The organism is Pararhodobacter sp., assembly GCF_036802785.1.
Lineage (GTDB): Bacteria > Pseudomonadota > Alphaproteobacteria > Rhodobacterales > Rhodobacteraceae > Pararhodobacter.
Genome location: NZ_DAIRVN010000058.1, coordinates 1 through 22,077, shown reverse-complemented (window position 1 = coordinate 22,077; position 22,077 = coordinate 1). Strand labels below are relative to the sequence as shown.

The window sequence follows — 22,077 nt, the reverse complement described above, 5'->3', positions numbered from 1 at the left end:
ACTTCCTTGTGGCAGAAGAGGCGACGAATCGCAATTCAAACCCGGCACTGCCGTGGGCGGCGTTGTTTCGGTTTGCGAAACAGTTGTTGTTTTGCCGGGCTGAAGCCGGGTTTTTCGAAATAGAGATAAAAAAAATCGCTATATTTGCCCTGAATTGGCCCAATTCTGCCCCGATCCGGTCACGGTTTCTGAGGAAAAGGAATGGCCAAGCACGGTAACGGTTCCAACCCAACCAACCTTCCGGACGCTGCGCGCGGCACCAATGATTACCATTCAACCGGAGTAAAACAAGATGACATTCCTTAACCTTATCAAGCGCTTCCACAACGACGAATCCGGTGCCGTGACCGTCGACTGGGTCGTGCTGACCGCCGCCATCGTGGGTCTGGGCATTGCCGTTGTCGCCTCGGTTTCGGGCGGAGTGCGCGGGCTTGGCACCGCCGTGGCGACCAGCGTGGGCACCGCTACCGTCAGCACTAATGGTGTTGCTGTGTCTTCGACAACCGCCACCATCCCCACCAACTGATCTGCCCGGATACGCCAAAAGACCGCATCCCTGATGCGGTCTTTTCTCTGCCTGAAGCCCGCGCTGAGCCGCATGCTGTTCAGCCGCGTTTCAGAACCGGACGCTACGGAGTCACATGATTGCGGAACACCGGCGGCCACTGGCAGCACGGAGATTCCAGCGGCAGAAAGGAAATGCCCATGCGCGGTATGCAGTTAGCAGTTCTTGGTATCGGCCTCGCGCTGGCGGGTTTCGGCGTCTTCATGGCGCAAAGCTATGTGAGCCAGACGCAGGATGCGATCGCCGCCGTCAACGCACGGCAGGCCAGTCAGCCGCAGATGGAAACCACCGACATTTACGTCGCCGCGCGCAACCTGCGCTACGGCGAGCCGATCCGCGAAGCCGATGTGCGCGCCGTTGCCTGGCCGCGCCATGCCCTGCCGCAGGGTGCGTTCAGCGACCTTGCCACGCTGATGCCCGATGCCACGCGCCCCCGCATCGCCCTGCGCGCGATGGAGGCGAACGAGCCGGTGCTGGAGATCAAGGTCAGCCGCCCCGGCCAGCCCGCCGGAATCGCCGCACAACTGTCGCACGGCATGCGCGCCTTCACCATCCGCGTCGATTCCAACAGCGGCATCTCGGGCGCGCTGCGACCCTCGGACCTTGTGGATATCTACTGGACCGGGCGCGGCGAACAGGGTGAGGTGACACGCCTGCTCAGCAGCGGTGTGCGCATCATCGCGCTGGACGAAAACGCCGATCAGGACCGCACCTTCAGCGGCACCCCGCGCAGCATCACCATCGAGGCCGCGCCAGAGCTGGTGGCCACCATGGCGCAGGGCCAGTCCACCGGGCGGCTGTCGCTGTCGGTTGTCGGGCTGGATGACACCACCGCGCTGGGCATCTTTCAGGTGGACCGGCGCAACATCCTTGGGGTTGAAGCCCCACGCGCCGAAACGGTGGCAGAGCGCTGCACCGTGCGTACCCGGCGCGGCTCTGAGGTGGTGATGATTGAAATCCCCTGCACCAACTGAACGTGCACAAATACAACACCGCGCGCCCCAGATGCTGGGGCGTTTGCGCATGGAAACCACCAGACATGGCACACCGGCCGCGATGAACTCTCAACATACCGCCTCAAACAATTGATTCTTGCAATAAAAAGCCGATTCAAGCATTCTGTTACCACACCGGGGCGCCAGATTCCGGATTTTTTGGTGCGTGGTCAGCGAGGCAGGATCACATGAATGTAAGACAGTTTGTTGCGTCAGGCCTGACGCTGGCGATGCTTGGTCTGGGCCTTGTTCCCGCCGCGTATTCCCCTGCTTCGGCTGATACGCTGCGCATCATGCGCGGCAATGTGAATGAAACCCTCGTGGTGGCGATGAACCGCGCGGTGGTTGTCGAAAGCGATGTGTCCTTTGCGGAGCTCTCCATCGCCAACCCGGGTATCGCGGATATCTCCACCCTCTCGGACCGTTCGATCTATGTGCTGGGCAAGGCACCGGGGCGCACCACGCTGACCATTCTGGGCCCCAACGGCGCGCTGATCGCCAATATCGAGGTGCATGTAGCCCCCGATGTTGCCGAATTCCGCGAGCGTCTGCGCCAGATCCTGCCCAATGAGCAGATCGAGGTGCGCACCGCCAATGACGGGATTGTTCTGTCGGGCACCGTCTCGTCGATCGCGCGGCTGGATGCGGCGATGCAACTGGCCGAGCGCTACGCGCCTGACCGCGTGTCAAACCTGATGAGCGTCGGTGGCACGCATCAGGTGATGCTGCGGGTGCGTTTTTCGGAAGTGCAGCGCAGCGTCGCGCAGGAACTGGGCGCGAGCATGAGCGCCGGGCGCAGCATCGGTGTGGGCAACGGCACGGTCCGCACCGGGGGCAGCATCACGGGCGGCGGCACGTCGTTCGGCCAGCTTGGTTTCAGCTTCGGCATCGGCGCGGTGCAGTTTCAGGTGCTGCTTGAGGCGCTCGAATCGAATGGGCTGGCGCGCACCCTCTCGGAACCCAGCCTGACCTCGCTCTCCGGGCAGGAGGCGTATTTTCTGGCGGGCGGCGAGTTTCCGGTGCCGGTATCGGGTGAAAACGGCACCATCACCGTCGAATACCGCCCCTTCGGCGTGGAGCTGACCTTCACGCCCCGAGTGCTGGATGGCGATGTGATCAACCTGATGCTGAACGCATCGGTCAGCAGCCTTGACCCCTCTACCACCGTCACCACGGGCGGCGTTTCGGTGCCCACACTGCGCCGCCGCCAGACCTCGACCACAGTCGAGTTGCGCGACGGCGAAAGCTTTGCCATTGCCGGGCTGTTGCAGGATGATTTTCGCGGCAGCACGCGGCAGGTTCCGTGGCTGGCGGATATTCCGATCCTCGGCGCGTTGTTCCGCAGCTCGGAGTATCAGCGCGATCAGAGCGAGCTGGTCATTTTCGTGACCGCGCATCTGGTCTCCCCCACCCGGGGAGAGGCGCTGATGCTGCCAACTGACCGGGTGCGCCTGCCCAATGAGGCCGATCTGTTCCTGCACGGGCGCCTGACGGGCCGTTCCGGCGGCGCGGGGGAAGTGGCGCGGCAGGATTTTCGTGGCGGTTATGGTTATGTGATGGACTGAGGCGAGTGTGACGATGTTGATTTCACGACGGTTTCTTCTTCTCGGTCTGGGCTGCACAGCGCTTGTCGGATGCGAGAACATGGGCGAGGTGGGCGCGCAGCTTGACGAGGGCGGCTTTGGCAACCCCACCGCCCATAACACGCTGGTGCAGACCGGGCAGATGCCCTTCGTGATCAACCTCGCCGAGCGTTTCGCGGCCGAAGTGACGACCACGGTGAATTTTGCCTTCGACAGCGCCACCCTTGATGCCGGGGCGCAGGCGGTCCTGCGCCGTCAGGCCACCTGGATCCGGCAGTTCCCCGAAGTGACCTTCCGGGTTTTCGGCCATACCGATCTGGTGGGCAGCGCGGCCTACAACCACCAGTTGGGCCTGCGCCGGGCGCGCGCGGTGGTGGATTATCTGGTGCACAGCGGGATCAGCCGGAACCGGCTGGAGGCGCTGGTCTCTTACGGCGATACGCAGCCGCTGATCTTCACTCAGGCCCGCGAGCGGCAGAACCGGCGCACCGTGACCGAGGTTTCGGGCTTCATGCAGCGCCATCCGACAGTGTTGAACGGCCAGTATGCCCGCATCATTCACCGCGAATATGTCGAAAGCGCCACATGGGTCCGGCCTGTGCCCTATCTGTAACCGCAGCCCCTTTTGCCCCGCCCGCGCCTTATTAGGCCGCGGGCGGCTTGTTTTACGGCAATCGTGACGCAAAAGCCTGTCGCCAACAGCCAAACAATTACGTTTTTTTAGCCAAATTATCGCCAACATTAACCGCGAGTCTGTTCTCAGCCCTGAAAGCGTCCGGGGTTACGTGCCCTCTGGTGCGTCGGGAGCCGCCTCAGGCCCTGCCAGAAGGCAGCAGCGGGAAGGATTTGTATGATGTCGAGTATTGCAGCAGCCGTGAAAAACCCTGTCCCCATCCGTGCCTGCACCGTATCGCGCGATGTGCAGAACTTTGATCTGCTGATCGAGGATATGGAAACCGAACTGGGTGAAAGCTGGGGCGATCTGGGCTTTCACAATGCCCTCAAATACCTTGACCTGCCCGAAGCCCGCGCGCTTGAATTCATCGCCATCGCGCTGGATGATGATGATGAACCCAATATGGCGCAGGTTCAGGCGGTGATTCAACGCGCACGCGCGCTAGACATCCATGTCATCCTCATCGCCGAAGAGCTGGGGCCGATCACTCTGCACCGGCTTTTGCGGCTGGGTGCCAGCGATTTTGTGCCCTATCCGCTGCCCGAAGGCGCCTTGCACGACACCATCGGGCGACTCAGCCAGCCGTCCCCCGGCCCGGCCACTGCCAACACCCCCAGAACCGAACAGCAGGGCGACAGATGCGGCACGGTCATCGCCGTGCATCCGCTTGCCGGCGGGTCCGGGGCGACCACGCTGGCGGTCAATCTGGCGTGGGAACTGGCCAGCCTGAAGGGGCCGGATGCGCCGCGCGTCTGCCTTCTGGATCTTGATCTTCAGACCGGCTCGGTCTCCACCTATCTGGATCTGGCACGCACTGAAAAGGTGTTCGAGCTGTTGTCGAACACCGCGATGATGGACCGCGATTTCTTTTTCAGCACCTTGCAGACCTTCAACGACAAGCTGAAAGTGCTGACCGCCGCGTCAGACATGCTGCCGCTTGACCTGATCACCCCCGATGACATCGCCCGCGTGATCGACATGGCGCGCGCGAATTTCGATTTCGTGGTGATCGACATGCCCGGCACTGTCGTGCAATGGACGGAAACAGTGCTGACGCATGCCGATATCTATTACGCCACGATGGAGCTGGACATGCGCTCGGCGCAGAATGCGCTGCGGCTGATCCGCGCCCTCAAGGCCGAAGAACTGCCGCTGTCCAAGCTGCATTATGTGCTCAACCGTGCGCCCCGCTTCACCGATCTGTCCGGCAAGTCACGCGCCAAGCGGATGGCCGAAAGCCTTGATATCACGATTGAAGTGTCGCTGCCGGACGGCACCGCGCAGGTGACACATGCCAATGACCATGGCCTTCCGCTGGCTGAGATCGCGCCCAAGAACCCGCTTCTGAAAGAAATCCGGAAACTGGCGCACAGCCTTGTCGAAAGCCAGCGTAACGCCACCCGGGCTGCGGCCTGAAGGATCTGACCATGTTCTCGCGTTTCAAGAAAGAGCAGCCCGGTGCAACCCCGGCCCCGCCCTCGCGCGCCGTGCCGCAGCCGGTGGAGGCGCCGGTTTCGGGCTCTGCCCAGCCGGTCATGCAGCCCCGTCCGGCCGCAATCGCCAAACCACCCGTGGTGCCCGCCGCCGCGCAGCCCGCTGACCGCGACCGCCGCCGCAAGCAGCGCATCATCGAGCTGAAGTCCGAGATGCACAGCCGCCTGCTGGATAACCTCAACCTTGCCGCGCTCGACAGTGCCTCTGAGGCTGAACTGCGCGCCGAAATCGCCGCCATCACCGCCGAGGCACTGAGCGAGATCAATTTCGTTCTGACCAGCGACGAGCGGCTGACCCTGAACCAGGACCTGTTCCACGAGGTGCGCGGCCTTGGCCCGCTGGAGCCGCTGCTCAAGGATGACACGGTCAACGACATTCTGGTCAACGGCCCGCAGCGGGTTTTCGTTGAGCGGGATGGCAAGCTGCAACTGACCGACATCACCTTCAAGGATGAGCGCCACCTGCTGCGCATCATCGACAAGATCGTCTCTGCCGTGGGCCGCCGGGTGGACGAATCGAACCCCTATGTCGATGCCCGCCTCGCCGATGGCTCGCGCTTCAACGCGATGGTGCCGCCGGTGGCGGTGGATGGTTCGCTCGTGTCGATCCGCAAGTTCAAGAAGGAGAAGCTGGGCATCGACGATCTGGTGCGCTTCGGTGCCTTTTCCGAAGAGATGGCAATGTATCTTGAGGCGGCGGTTGCCACTCGCCTCAATGTCATCGTCTCGGGCGGGACGGGTTCGGGCAAGACCACCACGCTCAACGCGCTGTCCGGCTTCATCGACAATTCCGAGCGTATCCTGACCATCGAGGATACCGCCGAACTTCAGCTTCAGCAGGTCCATGTCGGCCGGATGGAAAGCCGCCCGCCCAATGTCGAAGGCAAGGGCGCCGTCACCCAGCGCGATTGCCTGCGCAACGCACTCAGGATGCGCCCGGACCGGATCATTGTGGGCGAAACCCGCGGTGAAGAGGTGATCGACATGCTGCAGGCCATGAACACCGGCCATGACGGCTCCATGACCACGATCCACGCCAACTCGGCCCGCGACGGCATCTCGCGGCTTGAAAACATGGTGGCCATGGCGGGCATCGAGATGCCGCTCAAGGCCGTGCGCAGCCAGATCGCCAGCGCCGTCAACCTGATCGTGCAGGCCTCGCGCCTGCAGGACGGCTCGCGCCGGATGGTGTCGATCACCGAGATCACCGGGATGGAAGGTGAGATCATCACCATGCAGGAGGTGTTCCGCTTTGAGCGCACCGGGCTTGAACCCAACGGCAAGATCCTTGGCCATTTCACCGGCTGCGGCATCCGCTCGCATTACGCCGACCGTTTCAAGCGCTGGGGCTATGAGTTGCCGGCCTCTGTCTATGACGCCCGGTAAGCCATGACCATTTCCCCCACCCTCATCATCTATCTGCTGATCTTCGGCGGCATCCTGCTGCTGGTCGAGGCGCTCTATCTGATGGCCTTTGGCCGCTCCATCCGGCTGGGCAGCCGCATGAACCGCCGCCTTGAGATGCTGGATGAAAGCGCCACCCGCGCCGAAGCCATCGACCGGCTGCGCAAGGAGATCAACCAGCACAGCAAGACCCGCGGCATCCCCTTCTATGCGCTGCTCGCCGACAAGGCGACCAAGGGCAAGATCGCCTTTTCGCCGCCCATGCTGCTGGCCATCATGGGCCTTTTGTCGCTGGTCGTGTTCCTTGTGCTTACCCTCGTGACCGAGGCGCCGCCGATGGTCAGGCTGGGGGTGGCGCTTGTCATGGGCATTGGCGGGGTCTGGTTCTGGGTCTCGGGCAAAGCGAAAAAACGCTACAACCTTATCGAAGAGCAACTGCCGGACGCCATCGACATGCTGGTGCGCGGGCTGCGGGTGGGCCATCCCTTCGTGCAGGCGCTGGCGGCCACCGCCAAGGAAATCCCCGATCCGCTGGGAACCGAACTGGGCCTGATCGCCGATGAGGCCGCCTATGGCCGCGACATGGGTGAGGCGCTGATGAGCTTTGCCGAGCGCCTCGATATGCAGGATCTGCGCTTTCTGGCCGTCGCGGTGACGATCCAGCAGCAATCAGGCGGCAATCTGGCCGATATTCTGGACGGGCTGTCAAAGGTGGTGCGCGCGCGCTTCAAACTGTTCCGCAAGGTCCGCGCCATCACCGCCGAGGCGAAATGGTCAGGCACCTTCCTGTCCGCCTTCCCCATCGCGGCGATGCTGATGATCAGCCTTCTCAAGCCCGACTACTATGATGAGGTCAAGGAAACCGCGCTTTTTATCCCGGTCTCCATCGTGGTCTTCGCCTTTCTGGGGCTGAACGTTCTCTACATGCGTAAAATGGTCAATATTCAGGTCTGAACGGAGTGCCGCCATGTTCATGGATACCATCCTGCAGGGCCTGACCTCGCCGCTGGGGCTGATGGTGCTTCTGGTCGCGGCGGGGCTGACGCTGGTGCTGTTCGCCGTCACCGGCAGCCGCGCCGGAACCGCCGATCCGCTGGACAAGCTGCGCCGGCAGGCCCGCGACATCCCGCAGGAACGCAACAGCAAGCTGTCACGGCGCGAGGAAAGCAATTCGCTGCAAAAGCGGCTTGAGCGCTACAAATCCTTTCTTGAACCCGGCACCGACGAAGAAAAATCGGCGGCAAAGCTGGAGATGATCCAGGCGGGCTATCATGGCCGCAACGCCGTGCGCGATTTTCACGCGGCCAAGTTCATCATGGGGCTGGGCGGGTTGATGCTCGGGCTGGCCTTCACCATGCTGCAACCCGCCGATGCCGAACGCTCCACCCTCATGCTGGCCATGCCGGTGCTGCTGCCCACGCTGATTGGTTATTACCTGCCGATCTACTGGGTCAACAAGCGCCGCGAAGAGCGTCAGGAACAGATCGCGCGCGGCTTTCCTGATGCGCTCGACATGCTGCTGATCTGCACCGAGGCCGGGCAATCGCTGGACCAGTCGATCAACCGGATCGCGCGTGAGCTGCGCGCAGGGTATCCCGCGCTGGCCGAGGAATTCGAAACCGTCGCGCATGAGGTCAAGGCAGGCAAGGACCGGCTTGAGGTGCTCAAGGACATGGGCGAACGCTGCGGCAATGTCGATATCCGCTCGTTCGTGACCGTGCTCGTCCAGTCGGCAACCTATGGCACCTCGGTCGCCGATGCCCTGCGCGTCTATGCCGCTGAAATGCGCGACAAGCGCGTCATGCTGGCTGAAGAAAAGGCAAATGTCTTGCCGACGAAGCTGACACTGGGCACTATGCTGTTCACCGTGCCGCCGCTTCTGATCATTCTGATCGGGCCTTCGGTGCATGGGGTGATGGAAATGCTCAACACGACGAATGTCAGCCCATGATCCGAATGACCGGCGTGGCGCTGGGGCTTTTGTGCCTCTTCGCCGCGTGCCAGCGCGACGAAGGCTTCACTCCTGACGGCCTGCCCGGCCCTAACATCACCGTTCATGAGGCGGTTGACGGGCTGGCCGTGGGCCACCGGCTGATGGCGGCGGGCGAGTATGATCTGGCGCTCAGGGCCTATTTCCGCGCCGCCGCCGAACAGGGGCCGGGCGTGGATGTGCTGTCGGCCATCGGCTCGGCCAATCTGCGGCTGGGCAGGCTGGGACAGGCCGAAAGCCTGCTGCGCCGCGCGCTGGATACCGACCCTTCCTTTGTGCCCGCGCTGAACAATCTAGGCGTGGTGATGGCGGAACGCGCGCGCTGGGGCGAGGCGCGGCACCTGTTCCAGACCGCCTTCGCACTGGACAGCGGGCGGTCCGGGGAAATCCGTGAAAATCTTCGCCTCGCTATCGCAAATCTCGAAGATTCAGATTATACTGTCGAAAATAACTATAATTTCGCTTTGGTTCGACGCGGAAACGGGCGCTTTCTTCTGCTGTCGACACTCTGAGGCGCGAGCAGTGAAGGATACATGATGCATAAGCTGTGGGTTGCACCGCTGTGCCTTCTGTGCGCCGGGTTTCTGGCAGGATGCGAGCAAAACGGGCATGCGCAGACCGCCCGCGCCATCGATTCAATCGCCGCCATTGATCAGGAGAACATGGCCGAGCTGATGCTCTCCGCCGCCGACCCGCGCGAGGCGGTCAGCTATTTCACCCAGGCCGCCGAGAATAACCCCGACCGCGTGATCTTCCGCCGCGGGCTGGCGCGCTCGCTCGCGCGTGCCGGTCAGGCCGAGGAGGCGATACCGGTCTGGCAGCAGGTCATCGCCCATCCGGATTCGGTGCTGGATGATCAGGTGGAACTGGCCGATGCCTATATCCGCACCAATGAATGGTCGCAGGCCGAGGCCACGCTCAACCGCGTGCCGCCTACGCATGAGACCTTCCAGCGCTACCGGCTGGAGGCCATGGTCGCCGATGCCCGCCAGCAATGGGACCGCGCCGACAGCTTCTATGAAATCGCCGTCGATCTGACCCCCCGCCCCGCCGGGGTGCTCAACAACTGGGGATATTCCAAGCTGACCCGGGGCGACAACCGCGGCGCCGAACGGCTGTTCACCGAGGCGTTGCGCCATGATTCCAGCATGTTCACCGCCAAGAACAACCTCGTGCTGGCCCGTGCCGCGCAGCGCCGCTATGAGCTGCCCCTGATACAGATGACCCAGACGGAACGCGCCGAGCTGCTGCACACGATGGCGTTGGCCGCCATCCGGCAGGGTGATGTCGCGGTCGGGCGCGGGCTGCTGCAAGACGCCATCGCCACCCATCCGCAGCATTTCGATGCGGCGGTGCTGGCGCTTCGGGCGCTGCAATAGGGCGCGGATGATGATGGCGCAATCGGCCTCCGCCGCGTTCTGGCTTCTGATCTTCGCCGCGCCCGTGGCCGCCTGGGTGGTCTGGAGCGATCTGCGCGCCATGCGCATCCCCAACACGGCCGTGCTGGCGCTGACCGGCGTTTTTGCGGTGGTCGGCCTGCTGGTGCTGCCGCTGCCGGTCTGGGGCTGGTCCTGGCTGAACTTCGCGGTGGTTCTGGTGGTGGGCTTCGTGCTCAGCCTGTCCGGCGGGTTCGGCGCGGGTGATGCCAAATTCGCCGCCGCGATGGCCCCTTTTGTCGCGCTTGGCGATCTGCGCCTGTTTCTGGTGCTTCTGGGTGCGGCGGTGCTGGCCGGTTTTGTGGCGCACCGGCTGTTCCGGCTGATCCCGGCGGTGCGCGCGGCAACCCCGCACTGGGAAAGCTGGCAGCGCCGCGAATTTCCGATGGGCCTCGCGCTGGGGCCTGCCCTGATCATTTACCTCGGTCTCGCGGCCCTTTACGGCCATTGAGACCCCGTGCGGCGGAGCCTGCGATGACCCGGCCAAACCCTGAACCGCGCATCCCGCCCCCCGCGCCCCCGGCGTCCCTGGCCGAAACCGGGCTGCCGATGACCCTGATGCGCGACATCCTGCTGAAAACCATGCTGCGGATGTCCATCACCCTTGTGTCCGAAATCTCGGCGGTGGTCTGCCTGCCCTTCGCGCAGGTTCAGCAACTCATCGACACCGCCCGCAGTGAGCGCCTGCTGGAGGCCATGGGCACCCTGCACGCCGGGGCGACCACCTCGGAAATGGGCTATCAACTGACCGAGGCCGGGCGCGCACAGGCACAACGCGCGCTGGGGCAGTCCGAATATTACGGCGCCATGCCCGTCCCGATGGAGGCCTATGCCAAGCAGGTCCGCCGCCAGTCCATCCGCAAGATCAGCATGTCGCGTGACCGGCTGCAACAGGCGATGGGCGATCTGATCCTGCCGCCGGGGCTGATGGCTGATCTGGGCCCGGCGGTGACATCGGGGCGTTCGATCCTGTTTTACGGCCCGCCGGGCAACGGAAAATCCTCTATTTCCAACGGCATCCGCGATGCGCTTGGCGATCAGATCTATGTGCCGCGGGCGGTGGTGCATTCCAGTCAGGTGATCTCGGTCTATGATCCGATCGTGCATACCCGTGCCAAACTGCCTGAGGCACCGGGCAGCCAGTTGCGCCTGAGCGGCCTGCGCCATGATCAGCGCTATGTTCTGTGTGAGCGGCCCACCGTGGTGACGGGGGGCGAGCTGACGCTGGACATGCTGGAGCTGAAATATAACGCCGTGGCGCGCACCTATCAGGCGCCGCTGCAGTTCAAATCCATGGGCGGCGTGTTCATCGTCGATGACCTTGGCCGCCAGGAGGCCCCGCCGCAGGCGCTCATCAACCGCTGGATCGTCCCGCTGGAGATGAATTATGACATCCTGTCGCTGCAATCAGGGGAAAAGATCATCGTGCCGTTTGACACGCTGGTGATCTTTTCCACCAACTTCCACCCCAACAAGATTTTCGATCAGGCCGCCCTGCGCCGCATCTTCTACAAGATCAAGATCGACGGCCCCGGTCAGGCCGATTTCCTCAAGATCTTCGCGCTTGTCGCCCGCAAGCGGCAGATGCCGCTCAACGCCGAGGCGCTGAACCATCTGTTGCAGGTGAAATACCCCATCATCGGCAATGTCTATTCCAACTATCAGCCGGTCTTTCTGATCGACCAGATGATCGCCATCTGCGAGTTTGAGGGCAAACCCTATCACATGAGCCCGGAACTGATTGACCGCGCATGGGGCAATATGTTCGTGCGCGACGAAGATATCGTGCAGTAAGCCCCTCTTTCAGGCGCTCAGCCCCTCCGGCTCCGGCAGGCCCTGCGCGCGGCAGGCGGCGGTCACCGTATTGGCAAGCAGGCAGGCAATGGTCATCGGCCCCACCCCGCCCGGCACCGGCGTGATCGCCCCCGCGACCGCTGCAGCGCTGTCGAAATGCACATCACCCACCAGCACCGTCTTGCCGTCGCGCTCAATCCGGTTGATGCCCACATCAATCACCGTCGCACCCGGTTTCACCCAGTCGCCGGGGATCATCTCAGGCCGGCCGACGGCAGCCACCAGAATATCGGCGCGGCGGCAGACCGCGGGCAGATCGCGGGTGCGGCTGTGGGCAATGGTCACCGTGCAGCTGTCGCCCAGCAGAAGCTGCGCCATCGGCTTGCCCACGATGTTCGAGCGGCCCACCACCACCGCCTCCATCCCTGACAGATTCCCGTGATGGGCACGCAGCATCAGAAGGCAGCCCAGCGGGGTACAGGGCACCATCGCCTTTTGCCCGGTGCCCAGCAGGCCGACATTGGAAATGTGAAAGCCGTCAACGTCCTTGGCCGGGTTGATCGCGCTGATCACCAAATCGGCATTCATATGCGAAGGCAGCGGTAACTGCACGAGAATGCCATGAACTTCCGGATCGGCGTTCAGCTTTTCCACAATCGCCAGCAGCTCGGCCTCGGAAGCCTCGGCAGGCAGGCGATGTTCGAAAGATCGCATGCCGCATTCGACCGTCTGCTTGCCCTTGGATCGGACATAGACCTGGCTCGCCGGGTCTTCACCCACCAGAACCACGGCCAGCCCCGGCACCAGCCCATGCTCCTGCTTCAGCTGTGCCACATGCTCTGCCAGCTGCCCGCGCAGCCGTACCGCGAATGCCTTGCCGTCGATGATGCTTGCCGCCATGTTGCTCTCCTGCAAATCGCCTGTCGTGTCGCCACGCTGCCCTCTTGCCCCGGTCGGGCCGTCCCCGCAAGGGGTCGGACCGACGCGCCGGGCGGGGTTCGATGCCCCGCCCGGCGCGCGCCGCTGCCCAGAGGCCTCAGAACAGCCCTTCGACCTGCCCGGCATCGTTGATGCCGATGGTTTCGGCCGCCGGGGTGCGGGGCAGGCCCGGCATGGTCATGATCTCGCCGCAGATCACCACCACAAACCCCGCCCCCGCCGACAGGCGCACCTCCCGCACCGGCACCGAATGGCCGGTCGGCGCGCCACGCAGGTTGGGATCGGTGGAAAAGCTGTATTGCGTCTTGGCCATGCAGATCGGAAAATCGCCATAGCCCGCCGCCTCCCAGGCTTTCAGCTGTTCCCGGATCACCTTGTCCGCCAGCACCTCATCGGCGTGATAGATGCGTTTGGCGATGATCTCGATCTTCTCGAACAGGCCGATGTCATCGGGGTAAATGGGCGCGAATTGCGCCATGCCCGATTCCGCCATCTCCACCACCTTATGCGCCAGCGCCTCAATCCCGGCGCTGCCCTGCGCCCAGTGTTTGCAGACAATCGCCTCGGCGCCCTGCTCAGTTACATAGGCCTGCACCGCCGCAATCTCGGCGTCGGTGTCTGAATGGAAATGGTTGATCGCCACCACCACCGGCACGCCAAAGCTTTTCACATTGGCGATATGGCGGCCCAGATTGGGGCAGCCCTTTTCCACGGCCTCGACATTCTCGGCCCCCAGATCGGCCTTGGCCACGCCGCCGTTCATCTTCATCGCCCGGACCGTCGCCACAATCACCGCCGCCGCCGGTGTCAGCCCCGCCTTGCGGCATTTGATGTCGAAAAACTTCTCGGCCCCCAGATCGGCCCCGAAACCGGCCTCGGTGACCACATAGTCGCCCAGTTTCAGCGCCGTGCGCGTGGCGATGACCGAGTTGCAGCCATGCGCGATATTGGCAAACGGCCCGCCGTGCACGAAGGCCGGGTTGTTCTCAAGCGTCTGCACCAGATTGGGCTGCATCGCATCGCGCAGCAGCACCGTCATGGCGCCATCGGCCTTCAGATCGCGGCAATAGACCGGGGTTTTATCGCGCCGGTAGGCCACGACGATATCGCCAAGCCGCTTCTGCAGATCGTCCAGATCGCGCGCAAGACACAGGATCGCCATCACCTCGGAGGCCACGGTGATGTCAAACCCCGTCTGCCGCGAAAAGCCGTTGGCCACGCCGCCCAGCCCCACAACCATGTCGCGCAGCGCGCGGTCGTTCATGTCCATCACCCGGCGCCAGACGATGCGGCGCGCGTCGATATCCAGCGCATTGCCCCAGTAGATATGGTTGTCCAGCATCGCCGAAAGCAGGTTGTGGGCTGAGGTAATGGCGTGGAAATCGCCGGTGAAATGCAGGTTCATGTCCTCCATCGGCACAACCTGCGCATAGCCGCCCCCGGCCGCGCCCCCCTTCATGCCGAAGTTCGGCCCCAGTGAGGCCTCGCGGATGCAGATCACCGCCTTCTTGCCGATCCGGTTCAGCCCGTCGCCCAGCCCCACCGTAGTGGTGGTCTTGCCTTCACCCGCAGGCGTCGGGTTGATTGCGGTGACAAGAATAAGCTTGCCGTCGGGGCGGCCTTCCAGCGAGCGGATGAAATCCTGCCCGACCTTGGCCTTGTCATGGCCATAGGGCAGCAGATGTTCCTGCGGAATACCCAGCCGGTCGCCGATTTTCTGGATCGGTTGCTTCGTGGCCTCGCGGGCAATTTCTATATCGGTCTTGAAGGCCATCAAATGCTCCCTTGGTTCGCGCGCAGACATACCTCCCCCTGCATACGGCGGGAAGATGCTGGCGGGAAATTCGTTTGCGACCGATCAGCGCCGTTTTTCGGCGCGGGAGGTTTCGCATGCGAAACCTCAGTGGTTGTTTCAGGCGGCAGGAACCGGATTGGCCGGAATCGTATTGGCAACGGGTCCGGCCCATGCGGGCTGGTCAGGAATGAACAGGCGCAGGCTGTCGCCGGTGGCTACCCGCCCCTCGGCCTCCACCCATGCGGTGATGCCGCGCCGCCCCTTCGCCGCCCGCTTGAAGCGCGCGCCAAAGCCGGGGTGGCGGTTTTCGATGGGCCGGGCGGGCAAGGTGCAGGGGCGGTTTTCCATATCCACCACCAGCGCGGCGCCGCTGTCGGCCAGCAGCCGCGATGAGGGTGGCAGATGCGTCAGGTCAGGCAGCCCGCTGAGGACCATCGAGGCCCCCAGAAGTGCGGGGTCCAGCGCGTCCAGCCCCATATCGGCGGCGATCTGCGCCAGTTCCTCGGCGGACATCACCGAAAGCTGGCGGGTGTTGCGGATTTCGGTGTTGCGCCGGTACAGCGCCGCCACGCGTGAGCAGGCCGGGCGCGTCAGCCCGCCATGCGCCTCACCCTCCGGCCCGGTGAAGCGCAGCACCATGGCGCTTTGCGCCGTCGCCTCCAGCGCCGCGTTGCGGTCAGGGACATGGCCCAGCCAGAGGATCTGCGCGCGCAGCCCCGTATCGGTCAGTGCAGCCATCACGCCCTCCTGAGGGTGAAAAAGACGCGGCGGAAGGGAAACAGCACAAAGCCCCCGGCTTCGCGCGGATAGGCCATCTCCAGCCCGCCCTCATAATCCTGAATAAAGGCCTGCGCCTGCGCGGCGCTCAGCCCCTCAAGCCAGGGGCGCATCGCGGTGCTCTCGGTGAAGGCGCGCACCGGGTGGCCGCCGCCTTCGACGGGGTCAAGGCGCTGGATATAGGTGGTCTCCCAGCCCGTGACCGCCCCCATGGGGTGCAGCAACCGCATATAGTCGTCAGTTGCCAGAACAGGGGGCAGAGAAGGGCTTTGCGCCACGCGTTCAGGGTGCAGCCGCGCGGCTGTCGCCCGCAACAGCGCATGCGAGGGGGCGAGAAAGTTACCCGGCATCTGCACCGCCAGCACACCACCCGGCGCCAGAAGCCCGGCCAGCGCGGGCATCAGCCGCGCATGATCACCCAGCCAGTGCAGCGCCGCGTTGGAGAAGATCAGCGCGGGTGGGCGTTCGGGTACCCAGCCATTGATATCGCCCTCGGCAAGCTGGTCATAGCCCGCGCCCCGGGCCTCGGCCAGCATGGCCGGGCTGCTGTCCAGCCCGATCAGCCGTCGGTCAGGGAAGCGCGCCCGCAGCACGGGCCCGGCGGCCCCGCTGCCGCAACCCAGATCGACCACATCGCCCGCCGGAAGCGCCGGCACCTGCGCCAGCAAGTCCAGCGCCGGGCGCAAACGCAAACCCCGGAACCTGTCATAGGCCCCGGGGTTCCAGTCATTTTGCGGCGTTGCGCTCATGCACTCGGCTCAGGCTCCATACCGCTGTCATCGCCCGGAGACTTGCGCGGCTTGGTTTTCGGGATCGAGGCGACCGAGGGCAGGCCGCTGGGCGGGTTCGCGTCATCTTCGTCGCGCCCGATCGGCTCGCCGCGCATGACGCGGGTGATTTCCGGCCCGGTGAGGGTTTCATATTCCAGCAGGCCCTGCGCCAGCCGCTCCAGCTCACCGCTGTGCTCGGTCAGGATGCGCTTGGCGGTCTGATACCCCTCATCGACGATCTTGCGCACCTCTTCGTCGATCTGCTTCTGGGTATCGGGCGAAACGGTGGTGCCCCCCGAATAGGCGCCCAGATAGCTTTGCTGCTCGTTGGCATAGTCGATATGGCCCAGCTGATCAGAAAAGCCGAACTGCGTGACCATCGCCCGTGCGATCCGGCTGATCTGCTGGATATCGCTGGCCGCACCCGAGGTGACGTTTTCCTTGCCGAAGGTCAGCTCTTCGGCCACCTTGCCGCCCATCGCCATGGCGATCTTGGACTTGTATTTGGTGTAGGTCACCGAGAGCTGGTCGCGCTCAGGCAGCGACAGCACCAGCCCCAGCGCCCGGCCGCGCGGAATGATCGTGGCCTTGTGGATCGGGTCATGCTGCGGCACATGCAGGCCGACAACGGCATGCCCGGCCTCGTGATAGGCGGTGAGTTTCTTTTCCTCCTCGGACATGACCATCGAGCGCCGCTCGGCCCCCATCATCACCTTGTCCTTGGCATTCTCGAAATCGTCCATCGTGACAAACCGGCGGTTCTTGCGCGCTGCCGTCAGCGCCGCCTCGTTCACAAGGTTCGCCAGATCGGCACCCGAAAAGCCCGGCGTGCCGCGCGCGATGATGCGCAGGTCCACATTCGGGCCCAGCGGCACCTTGCGGGCATGCACGCCCAGAATCTTCTCGCGGCCCTTGATATCGGGGTTGGGCACCTGCACCTGACGGTCAAACCGGCCCGGGCGCATCAGCGCGGGGTCAAGCACATCGGGGCGGTTGGTGGCCGCGATGATGATGATGCCCTCATTGGCCTCGAACCCGTCCATTTCGACCAGAAGCTGGTTCAGCGTCTGCTCGCGCTCATCATTGCCGCCGCCATAGCCCACGCCACGCGAACGGCCGACAGCGTCGATCTCGTCGATAAAGAGGATACAGGGCGCGTTCTTCTTGGCCTGTTCGAACATGTCGCGCACCCGGCTGGCACCGACCCCCACGAACATCTCGACAAAATCGGAGCCCGAGATAGTGAAGAAAGGCACCCCGGCCTCACCGGCAATGGCGCGCGCCAGCAGGGTTTTACCCGTGCCCGGCGGACCGACCAGCAGCGCGCCTTTGGGGATCTTGCCGCCGAGACGGCTGAATTTCTGCGGATTGCGCAGGAATTCGACAATCTCTTCCAGCTCGTCCTTGGCCTCGTCGATGCCGGCGACATCGTCAAAGGTGACGCGGCCGTGCTTTTCGGTCAGCAGCTTGGCCTTGGATTTGCCAAAACCCATCGCGCCGCCACGTCCGCCACCCTGCATGCGGTTCATGAAGAAGATCCACACACCGATCAGCAGCAGGAAGGGCAGCCAGACCGACAGCGCCGACATCAGGCCGGAACGCTCCTGCGGGCGGGCCTCGATGGCGACATTCTCGGCCAGAAGGCGCTCGGTCGGGTTTTCACCGGCGGGGCGGATGGTGGTATAGTTCTGGCCCGCACGGTCGGTCACCCTCAGGCTTTCGCCATCGATGACAACGCGGCTGACATCACCCGCCTCAACCCGTTGCAGAAAGTCCGAATACCCGATGGTGCGGCCGTTGTTGGTGCCCTGCCCGCTGTTGAACAGGCTGAACAGAACGATCATCAGGAAAAACAGGACGATCCAGAATGCGAAATTTCGAGCGTTGCCCACAAAGGCTCTCCCGGTCTTGGGGCCGCAGGCGGCCGGTTGTGTCTAAAATAGGGGCGGGGCGGGGCGTATTCAATGCGATAATGCCGGTCTCGGCGGAAGGTCGGTCACAGAACGGTCACAGGCGGGTCACAGGACGGGCTGCGATGTGCCAGCCATTGGGCCAAAGCGCAAGCGGCGCGGCGATCAGCCGCGCTTCGCGCCACAGCCCCGGCATGGCTTTGAGCGCGGCTTCAGGCAGCCCCGAATCGCGCCAGTGCGGGTGCAGGCCCGCGCGCGCCTGCGCGGACAACTGGCGCAGGCCCTCGGGCCCCAGCGCGCGGATCTCGCCCTGCCCGCCTGCCGTTGCGCCGCCCCCGGCCTGCGCCGTGGCCCGCCAGCGCCCGTCCCAGACGGCGTCAGCGGGAGTGACGGTCGCGGCCACCGCGCGGTATTCCCGAAAAAGGCGCAGGCCGTCGCCTTCGGGGCGCAGCAGGCAGCCCATGAACGCGCCGCCCTTTCCGCCGCCCCCCTCCGCACTGCCGATCCAGCGCTGCAACCCGGCCAACCGCGGTGGATGCGCGGCCCCGCTCAGCCCCGTCACCAGCCGTGCAAAGAGCCGGTCGCGGATCTCGGGCTCCAGCGCCAGCGCGGCTTGCGACACCAGCACCGTGCCCCGGTCCTCGACAGCCAGCGCGGCCAGCGCGGCACGGGTCTGCCCCTCCAACGCCGCGCGCGCTCGGCGCAGGCGCCCGGCGGTGGCGGTCAGCCCGGCGGCATCAATGCCCAGCGGCGCCAGCAGCGCCAGCGCCTGCCGCGCCCGGACACGCTGAAACCGCGTATCCTCGTTCGACGGGTCTTCGCACCATGCCACGCCCCGCGCGCGCAGAAAGTCACGCAAGTCCGCGCGGCGCAGGCCCAGAAAGGGGCGCAGCCACAGCAGGCCACCCTGCTCCACCGCCGCTTCCATCGCTGACAAGCCGTCCACGCCTGAACCCCGCGCCAGCCGCATCAGCACCGTTTCCGCCTGATCGTCCAGTGTATGGCCCAGCAGCACCGCCTGAAGGCCTCGTGCGCGCGCCCAGTTGCCGATCATCTGCTGGCGCGCGCGCCGTGCCGCCTGCTGCAGATTACCGCCCGCCGCCTCGCCGCGCGCCCAGTCCAGCCGCTGATGCTCTACGCCCAGCCGCGCGCAAAGCGCCGCCACCTGCCCGGCCTCGGCGCGCGATCCGGCGCGCAATCCGTGATCGATGGTCACCGCCTCCAGCGTCACGCCGGGCAGTTCCGCCGCCGTGACCAGCAGCGCTACGGAATCCCCGCCGCCAGACACCGCAACGCCCAGCCGCGTCAGGCCGGGATGCTGCGCCAGACAGGTCTCCAGCGCCGCCCTCATGGCAGAAAGCGGGCCTGCGACCTGCGCGGACCCGCCTTATTCATCTTGCCGTAAATACGCGCGGGGGGTGAGGCGCGCAGCGCCGAGGGGGGCAAAAAGCCCCCCTTCCCCGTTTTCCCTAAGCGCGAAGCCCTCAGCGGGACACCACCGTCACCGCGCGGCGGTTCAGATCCCAGCAGCGCTGCATCGCACAGGCCTCGACCGGGCGCTCCTTGCCATAGCTGACATTGCGGATCCGTGACGCGCCCACGCCCTGCTGGATCAGGTATTCCTGCACCGCATTGGCCCGGCGCGCACCCAGGGCGACGTTGTATTCGCGCGTACCGCGCTCATCGGCATGGCCTTCGATCAGGATGGCGAAATGCGGGTTCTGGTTCAGCCAGGTTGCCTGCTGGCGCAGAGTGGCCATGCCTTCGGGCGAGAGGCTGGACTGGTCGACAACGAAATGCACCCGGTCACCGATCCTCTGGTTGAAATAGGCCACCGAGGTGGGGTCATTCGGATCGCCCAGCGCCGTCGAGCCGATGCCACCGGCACCGCCCGGCCCCCAGGGGTCGATGACATCGGTGCCAGAACCGGCGCCGCCGCGGGGGTTGTTACAGGCGGCCAGCGCAAGCGTCGCCGTCAGCAGGATGATGGTGGTGAGGAATCTCATGAAACTGTCCTTCATAGGGGATGGGGGCATAGGGTATGGGTGCATAGGGTGTGAGGGCGTTTGCCGCTGCTTTGCGGCGCAACATATCAGAAGCGGGGCGCGCGGGGAATCGGCGAAAAGATGCCGCTTCACCCGCTCGCCTGAGTGTGATCACGGCAGCAGCGGCGACCATGAGGGGTCAGAGGCCGCGCCGGGTGTGGGCACGCGGCGCAGGTTGCGCCCCGAAATATCGACCGAGAAAAGGCCCGAATCACCGCCCGCCTGCTCGCGGCTGAACATGATCACCCGGCCGTTGGGCGCCCAGGTGGGGCCTTCATCGAGGTAGGACGATGTCAGCAACCGCTCGTTCGAGCCATCGGTGCGCATCACGCCGATGTGGAAGCGCCCGGCATTTGACTTGGTAAAGGCGATCAGATCGCCGCGCGGCGACCAGACGGGGGTGGAATAGCGCCCCTGCCCGTGGCTGATGCGGCGCGTATCGCCAGTGGAGACGTTCATGATGTAAAGCTGCGAGGTGCCCTCGCGGTCGCTTTCAAAGACCACCGACTGCCCGTCGGGCGAGAAGCTGGGTGCGGTATCAATCGCGCCGGTATTGGTCAGCTGAAAACGCTGCGCGCTGGCCAGATTGAGCAGGAACAGATTGGTCGAGCCGCCCACCGACAGCGAATAGACCACCGACTGCCCGTCCGGCGAGAAGCGCGGCGCGAAAGTCATGGTGCCCGGCTGATCGCCGATCATCTGCCGCGCACGGGTGGCGACATCCATCAGATAAATCCGCGGGAAGCCGCTTTCATATGAGGTGAACAGAAGCCGGTCGCCGGTGGGCGAGAAACGCGGCGCGAAGGCCAGCGCGGAACCATCGGTGATGAACTGCACGTTCTCGCCGTCCTGATCCATGATCGCCACCTGCTTGCGCCGGTTCTCGCGTGAGCCGGATTCGGCGATGAATACCACCCGGCTGTCGAAATACCCGCTCTCGCCGGTCAGCCGCGTATAAACCGCATCCGACACCCGGTGCGCCATGCGCCGCCAGCTGTCGGTGCGCCCGTCAAGCTGGAGCCCATCGCCCAGCTGCTGGCCCGAGACCACGTCGAACAGCCGGAACTTGACGGTGATGTTGGGCCCGTTCACCAGCACCGCGCCGGTGATCAGCGCCTGCGAATTGATCGCCCGCCAGTCGGAGAACTGCACGGGGGAATCGAAGCTGGAGATACGCCCGACATGCGCCGACGAGGGGATCTCGCGCAGCAGGCCGGTGCCCGAAAGATTGGCAGCGACGACCCGCGCGAGCGAGGCGGCATATTGCTGCCCCGCCGCGTTTTCGGGCACGAAATCGGGAATGGCGAAGGGCACGGGTTCGATCACGCCTTCGGTAATCTCGATCCGCAGCGGCGAGGTGCTTTGCGCCATCGCCGTGGCCGCACTCAGAACAAACGCGGCAAGGGCCACGATCAGGGCGAGGGGGTGCTTGGTGGTCAAGGCGGTCATCGTGTGCTCATCCTTGCGGGGTTGAAGGTAATTTCGACCATACGCCACTGGTCATAAAGGTCGCTCGGTAATCCATAGCCATTCATACCACATTCCTCGATGGCGCGGCGACCGGCCTCGAACGCGGTCATCTGCGCGGCCTGCCCGCCGCCCTGCGCCTCGACAAGGCGGATCGTCCCGGGCACCGGGCGTGAATCCCGCGACAGCTCGAAACCGATGGTGACCACAACCTGAAGCGCATCTGACGAGAGGATGCCGACATTCCAGCATTCCTCCACCGCAAGGCGCAGCCCGTCGATATCGGCCTGACTGATCGACGGCCCGGCATCGGCACCGCCGGGCGCGGGTTCTTCGGCCATGGCCTGAGCCAGCGCATCGGCAATCGCATCCGTTCTGGGGCCGGTGGGCTGGGGTGCCGGAGCAGGTGTGGGCGTGGGCGTCGGGGCCGGTGTGGGG

At 64.6% G+C, this 22,077-nt stretch carries 20 protein-coding genes and 1 pseudogene; 12 read left to right on the top strand and 9 right to left on the bottom strand.

The window, feature by feature from the left end; translation table 11 throughout:
* Positions 1-292 precede the first annotated feature (292 nt).
* From V7Q53_RS17065 to V7Q53_RS17010, 12 genes are all read left to right on the top strand, one after another.
* Positions 293-526 carry a Flp family type IVb pilin gene (locus tag V7Q53_RS17065; RefSeq protein ID WP_333829913.1) on the top strand — a complete coding sequence of 78 codons (234 nt, stop codon included), beginning with the start codon at positions 293-295 and terminating at the stop codon, positions 524-526.
* A 188-nt stretch (positions 527-714) separates the two neighbouring features.
* The gene (cpaB, locus tag V7Q53_RS17060) at positions 715-1,539 is read left to right on the top strand and encodes a Flp pilus assembly protein CpaB (RefSeq protein WP_333829912.1); all 825 of its coding nucleotides are present in this window, start codon (positions 715-717) and stop codon (positions 1,537-1,539) included.
* Between the two features lie 251 nt (positions 1,540-1,790).
* Positions 1,791-3,125 carry a type II and III secretion system protein family protein gene (locus tag V7Q53_RS17055; RefSeq protein ID WP_333829929.1) on the top strand — a complete coding sequence of 445 codons (1,335 nt, stop codon included), beginning with the start codon at positions 1,791-1,793 and terminating at the stop codon, positions 3,123-3,125.
* 13 nt (positions 3,126-3,138) lie between these two features.
* The gene (locus tag V7Q53_RS17050) at positions 3,139-3,756 is read left to right on the top strand and encodes an OmpA family protein (RefSeq protein WP_442954447.1); all 618 of its coding nucleotides are present in this window, start codon (positions 3,139-3,141) and stop codon (positions 3,754-3,756) included.
* 240 nt (positions 3,757-3,996) lie between these two features.
* Positions 3,997-5,235, top strand: coding sequence for an AAA family ATPase (locus tag V7Q53_RS17045; protein WP_333829911.1), 1,239 nt, complete (start codon positions 3,997-3,999; stop codon positions 5,233-5,235).
* Between the two features lie 11 nt (positions 5,236-5,246).
* Positions 5,247-6,698 carry a CpaF family protein gene (locus V7Q53_RS17040; protein WP_333829910.1) on the top strand — a complete coding sequence of 484 codons (1,452 nt, stop codon included), beginning with the start codon at positions 5,247-5,249 and terminating at the stop codon, positions 6,696-6,698.
* A 3-nt stretch (positions 6,699-6,701) separates the two neighbouring features.
* A complete protein-coding gene (locus V7Q53_RS17035; protein WP_333829909.1) occupies positions 6,702-7,670 on the top strand; it encodes a type II secretion system F family protein in 969 nt (322 codons plus the stop codon).
* 13 nt (positions 7,671-7,683) lie between these two features.
* Positions 7,684-8,667: a type II secretion system F family protein gene (locus tag V7Q53_RS17030; RefSeq protein ID WP_333829908.1), complete on the top strand. Its 984-nt coding sequence runs from the start codon at positions 7,684-7,686 to the stop codon at positions 8,665-8,667.
* 5 nt (positions 8,668-8,672) lie between these two features.
* Positions 8,673-9,218 (top strand): tetratricopeptide repeat protein, encoded by a 546-nt coding sequence (locus V7Q53_RS17025; protein ID WP_333829927.1) that lies wholly within the window; start codon positions 8,673-8,675, stop codon positions 9,216-9,218.
* Positions 9,219-9,239: 21 nt separating this feature from the next.
* Entirely contained in the window at positions 9,240-10,085 is an 846-nt protein-coding gene (locus tag V7Q53_RS17020; RefSeq protein WP_333829907.1) for a tetratricopeptide repeat protein, read from the top strand.
* Positions 10,086-10,098: 13 nt separating this feature from the next.
* Positions 10,099-10,593 carry a prepilin peptidase gene (locus V7Q53_RS17015; protein ID WP_333829926.1) on the top strand — a complete coding sequence of 165 codons (495 nt, stop codon included), beginning with the start codon at positions 10,099-10,101 and terminating at the stop codon, positions 10,591-10,593.
* A 23-nt stretch (positions 10,594-10,616) separates the two neighbouring features.
* Entirely contained in the window at positions 10,617-11,936 is a 1,320-nt protein-coding gene (locus V7Q53_RS17010; RefSeq protein ID WP_333829905.1) for an ATPase, read from the top strand.
* Between the two features lie 9 nt (positions 11,937-11,945).
* On the opposite strand, the gene folD is transcribed toward V7Q53_RS17010, so the two are convergent.
* From folD to V7Q53_RS16965, 9 genes and pseudogenes are all read right to left on the bottom strand, one after another.
* A complete protein-coding gene (gene folD / locus V7Q53_RS17005; protein WP_333829904.1) occupies positions 11,946-12,836 on the bottom strand; it encodes a bifunctional methylenetetrahydrofolate dehydrogenase/methenyltetrahydrofolate cyclohydrolase FolD in 891 nt (296 codons plus the stop codon).
* A 136-nt stretch (positions 12,837-12,972) separates the two neighbouring features.
* Entirely contained in the window at positions 12,973-14,649 is a 1,677-nt protein-coding gene (locus tag V7Q53_RS17000) for a formate--tetrahydrofolate ligase (RefSeq protein WP_333829903.1), read from the bottom strand.
* A 138-nt stretch (positions 14,650-14,787) separates the two neighbouring features.
* Entirely contained in the window at positions 14,788-15,408 is a 621-nt protein-coding gene (locus V7Q53_RS16995) for an MOSC domain-containing protein (protein ID WP_333829901.1), read from the bottom strand.
* Entirely contained in the window at positions 15,408-16,196 is a 789-nt protein-coding gene (locus V7Q53_RS16990) for a methyltransferase domain-containing protein (protein WP_333829899.1), read from the bottom strand. The genes V7Q53_RS16995 and V7Q53_RS16990 overlap by 1 nt, the downstream gene beginning before the upstream one ends.
* Positions 16,193-18,109 (bottom strand): ATP-dependent zinc metalloprotease FtsH, encoded by a 1,917-nt coding sequence (ftsH, locus tag V7Q53_RS16985; protein WP_333829898.1) that lies wholly within the window; start codon positions 18,107-18,109, stop codon positions 16,193-16,195. Before ftsH ends, V7Q53_RS16990 begins: the two co-directional genes overlap by 4 nt.
* Before the next feature lie 115 nt (positions 18,110-18,224).
* The gene (gene tilS / locus V7Q53_RS16980) at positions 18,225-19,478 is read right to left on the bottom strand and encodes a tRNA lysidine(34) synthetase TilS (protein ID WP_333829897.1); all 1,254 of its coding nucleotides are present in this window, start codon (positions 19,476-19,478) and stop codon (positions 18,225-18,227) included.
* A gap of 133 nt (positions 19,479-19,611) precedes the next feature.
* Positions 19,612-20,133 (bottom strand): peptidoglycan-associated lipoprotein Pal, encoded by a 522-nt coding sequence (pal, locus tag V7Q53_RS16975; protein ID WP_333829896.1) that lies wholly within the window; start codon positions 20,131-20,133, stop codon positions 19,612-19,614.
* Between the two features lie 150 nt (positions 20,134-20,283).
* On the bottom strand, positions 20,284-21,621 hold the full coding sequence (gene tolB, locus V7Q53_RS16970; protein ID WP_442954446.1) for a Tol-Pal system beta propeller repeat protein TolB: 1,338 nt from the start codon (positions 21,619-21,621) through the stop codon (positions 20,284-20,286).
* Positions 21,618-22,077 (bottom strand): annotated as a pseudogene (locus V7Q53_RS16965) (energy transducer TonB); the annotation flags it as partial. The gene tolB and the pseudogene V7Q53_RS16965, both read right to left, overlap by 4 nt.

Bases quoted from the DNA above. Each gene is read 5' to 3' on its own strand.
- V7Q53_RS17065 (WP_333829913.1), top strand. From the start codon at position 293: ATGACATTCCTTAACCTTATCAAGCGCTTCCACAACGACGAATCCGGT.
- cpaB (WP_333829912.1), top strand. From the start codon at position 715: ATGCAGTTAGCAGTTCTTGGTATCGGCCTCGCGCTGGCGGGTTTCGGC.
- V7Q53_RS17055 (WP_333829929.1), top strand. From the start codon at position 1,791: ATGCTTGGTCTGGGCCTTGTTCCCGCCGCGTATTCCCCTGCTTCGGCT.
- V7Q53_RS17050 (WP_442954447.1), top strand. From the start codon at position 3,139: ATGTTGATTTCACGACGGTTTCTTCTTCTCGGTCTGGGCTGCACAGCG.
- V7Q53_RS17045 (WP_333829911.1), top strand. From the start codon at position 3,997: ATGTCGAGTATTGCAGCAGCCGTGAAAAACCCTGTCCCCATCCGTGCC.
- V7Q53_RS17040 (WP_333829910.1), top strand. From the start codon at position 5,247: ATGTTCTCGCGTTTCAAGAAAGAGCAGCCCGGTGCAACCCCGGCCCCG.
- V7Q53_RS17035 (WP_333829909.1), top strand. From the start codon at position 6,702: ATGACCATTTCCCCCACCCTCATCATCTATCTGCTGATCTTCGGCGGC.
- V7Q53_RS17030 (WP_333829908.1), top strand. From the start codon at position 7,684: ATGTTCATGGATACCATCCTGCAGGGCCTGACCTCGCCGCTGGGGCTG.
- V7Q53_RS17025 (WP_333829927.1), top strand. From the start codon at position 8,673: ATGACCGGCGTGGCGCTGGGGCTTTTGTGCCTCTTCGCCGCGTGCCAG.
- V7Q53_RS17020 (WP_333829907.1), top strand. From the start codon at position 9,240: ATGATGCATAAGCTGTGGGTTGCACCGCTGTGCCTTCTGTGCGCCGGG.
- V7Q53_RS17015 (WP_333829926.1), top strand. From the start codon at position 10,099: ATGGCGCAATCGGCCTCCGCCGCGTTCTGGCTTCTGATCTTCGCCGCG.
- V7Q53_RS17010 (WP_333829905.1), top strand. From the start codon at position 10,617: ATGACCCGGCCAAACCCTGAACCGCGCATCCCGCCCCCCGCGCCCCCG.
- folD (WP_333829904.1), bottom strand. From the start codon at position 12,836: ATGGCGGCAAGCATCATCGACGGCAAGGCATTCGCGGTACGGCTGCGC.
- V7Q53_RS17000 (WP_333829903.1), bottom strand. From the start codon at position 14,649: ATGGCCTTCAAGACCGATATAGAAATTGCCCGCGAGGCCACGAAGCAA.
- V7Q53_RS16995 (WP_333829901.1), bottom strand. From the start codon at position 15,408: ATGGCTGCACTGACCGATACGGGGCTGCGCGCGCAGATCCTCTGGCTG.
- V7Q53_RS16990 (WP_333829899.1), bottom strand. From the start codon at position 16,196: ATGAGCGCAACGCCGCAAAATGACTGGAACCCCGGGGCCTATGACAGG.
- tilS (WP_333829897.1), bottom strand. From the start codon at position 19,478: ATGAGGGCGGCGCTGGAGACCTGTCTGGCGCAGCATCCCGGCCTGACG.
- pal (WP_333829896.1), bottom strand. From the start codon at position 20,133: ATGAGATTCCTCACCACCATCATCCTGCTGACGGCGACGCTTGCGCTG.
- tolB (WP_442954446.1), bottom strand. From the start codon at position 21,621: ATGACCGCCTTGACCACCAAGCACCCCCTCGCCCTGATCGTGGCCCTT.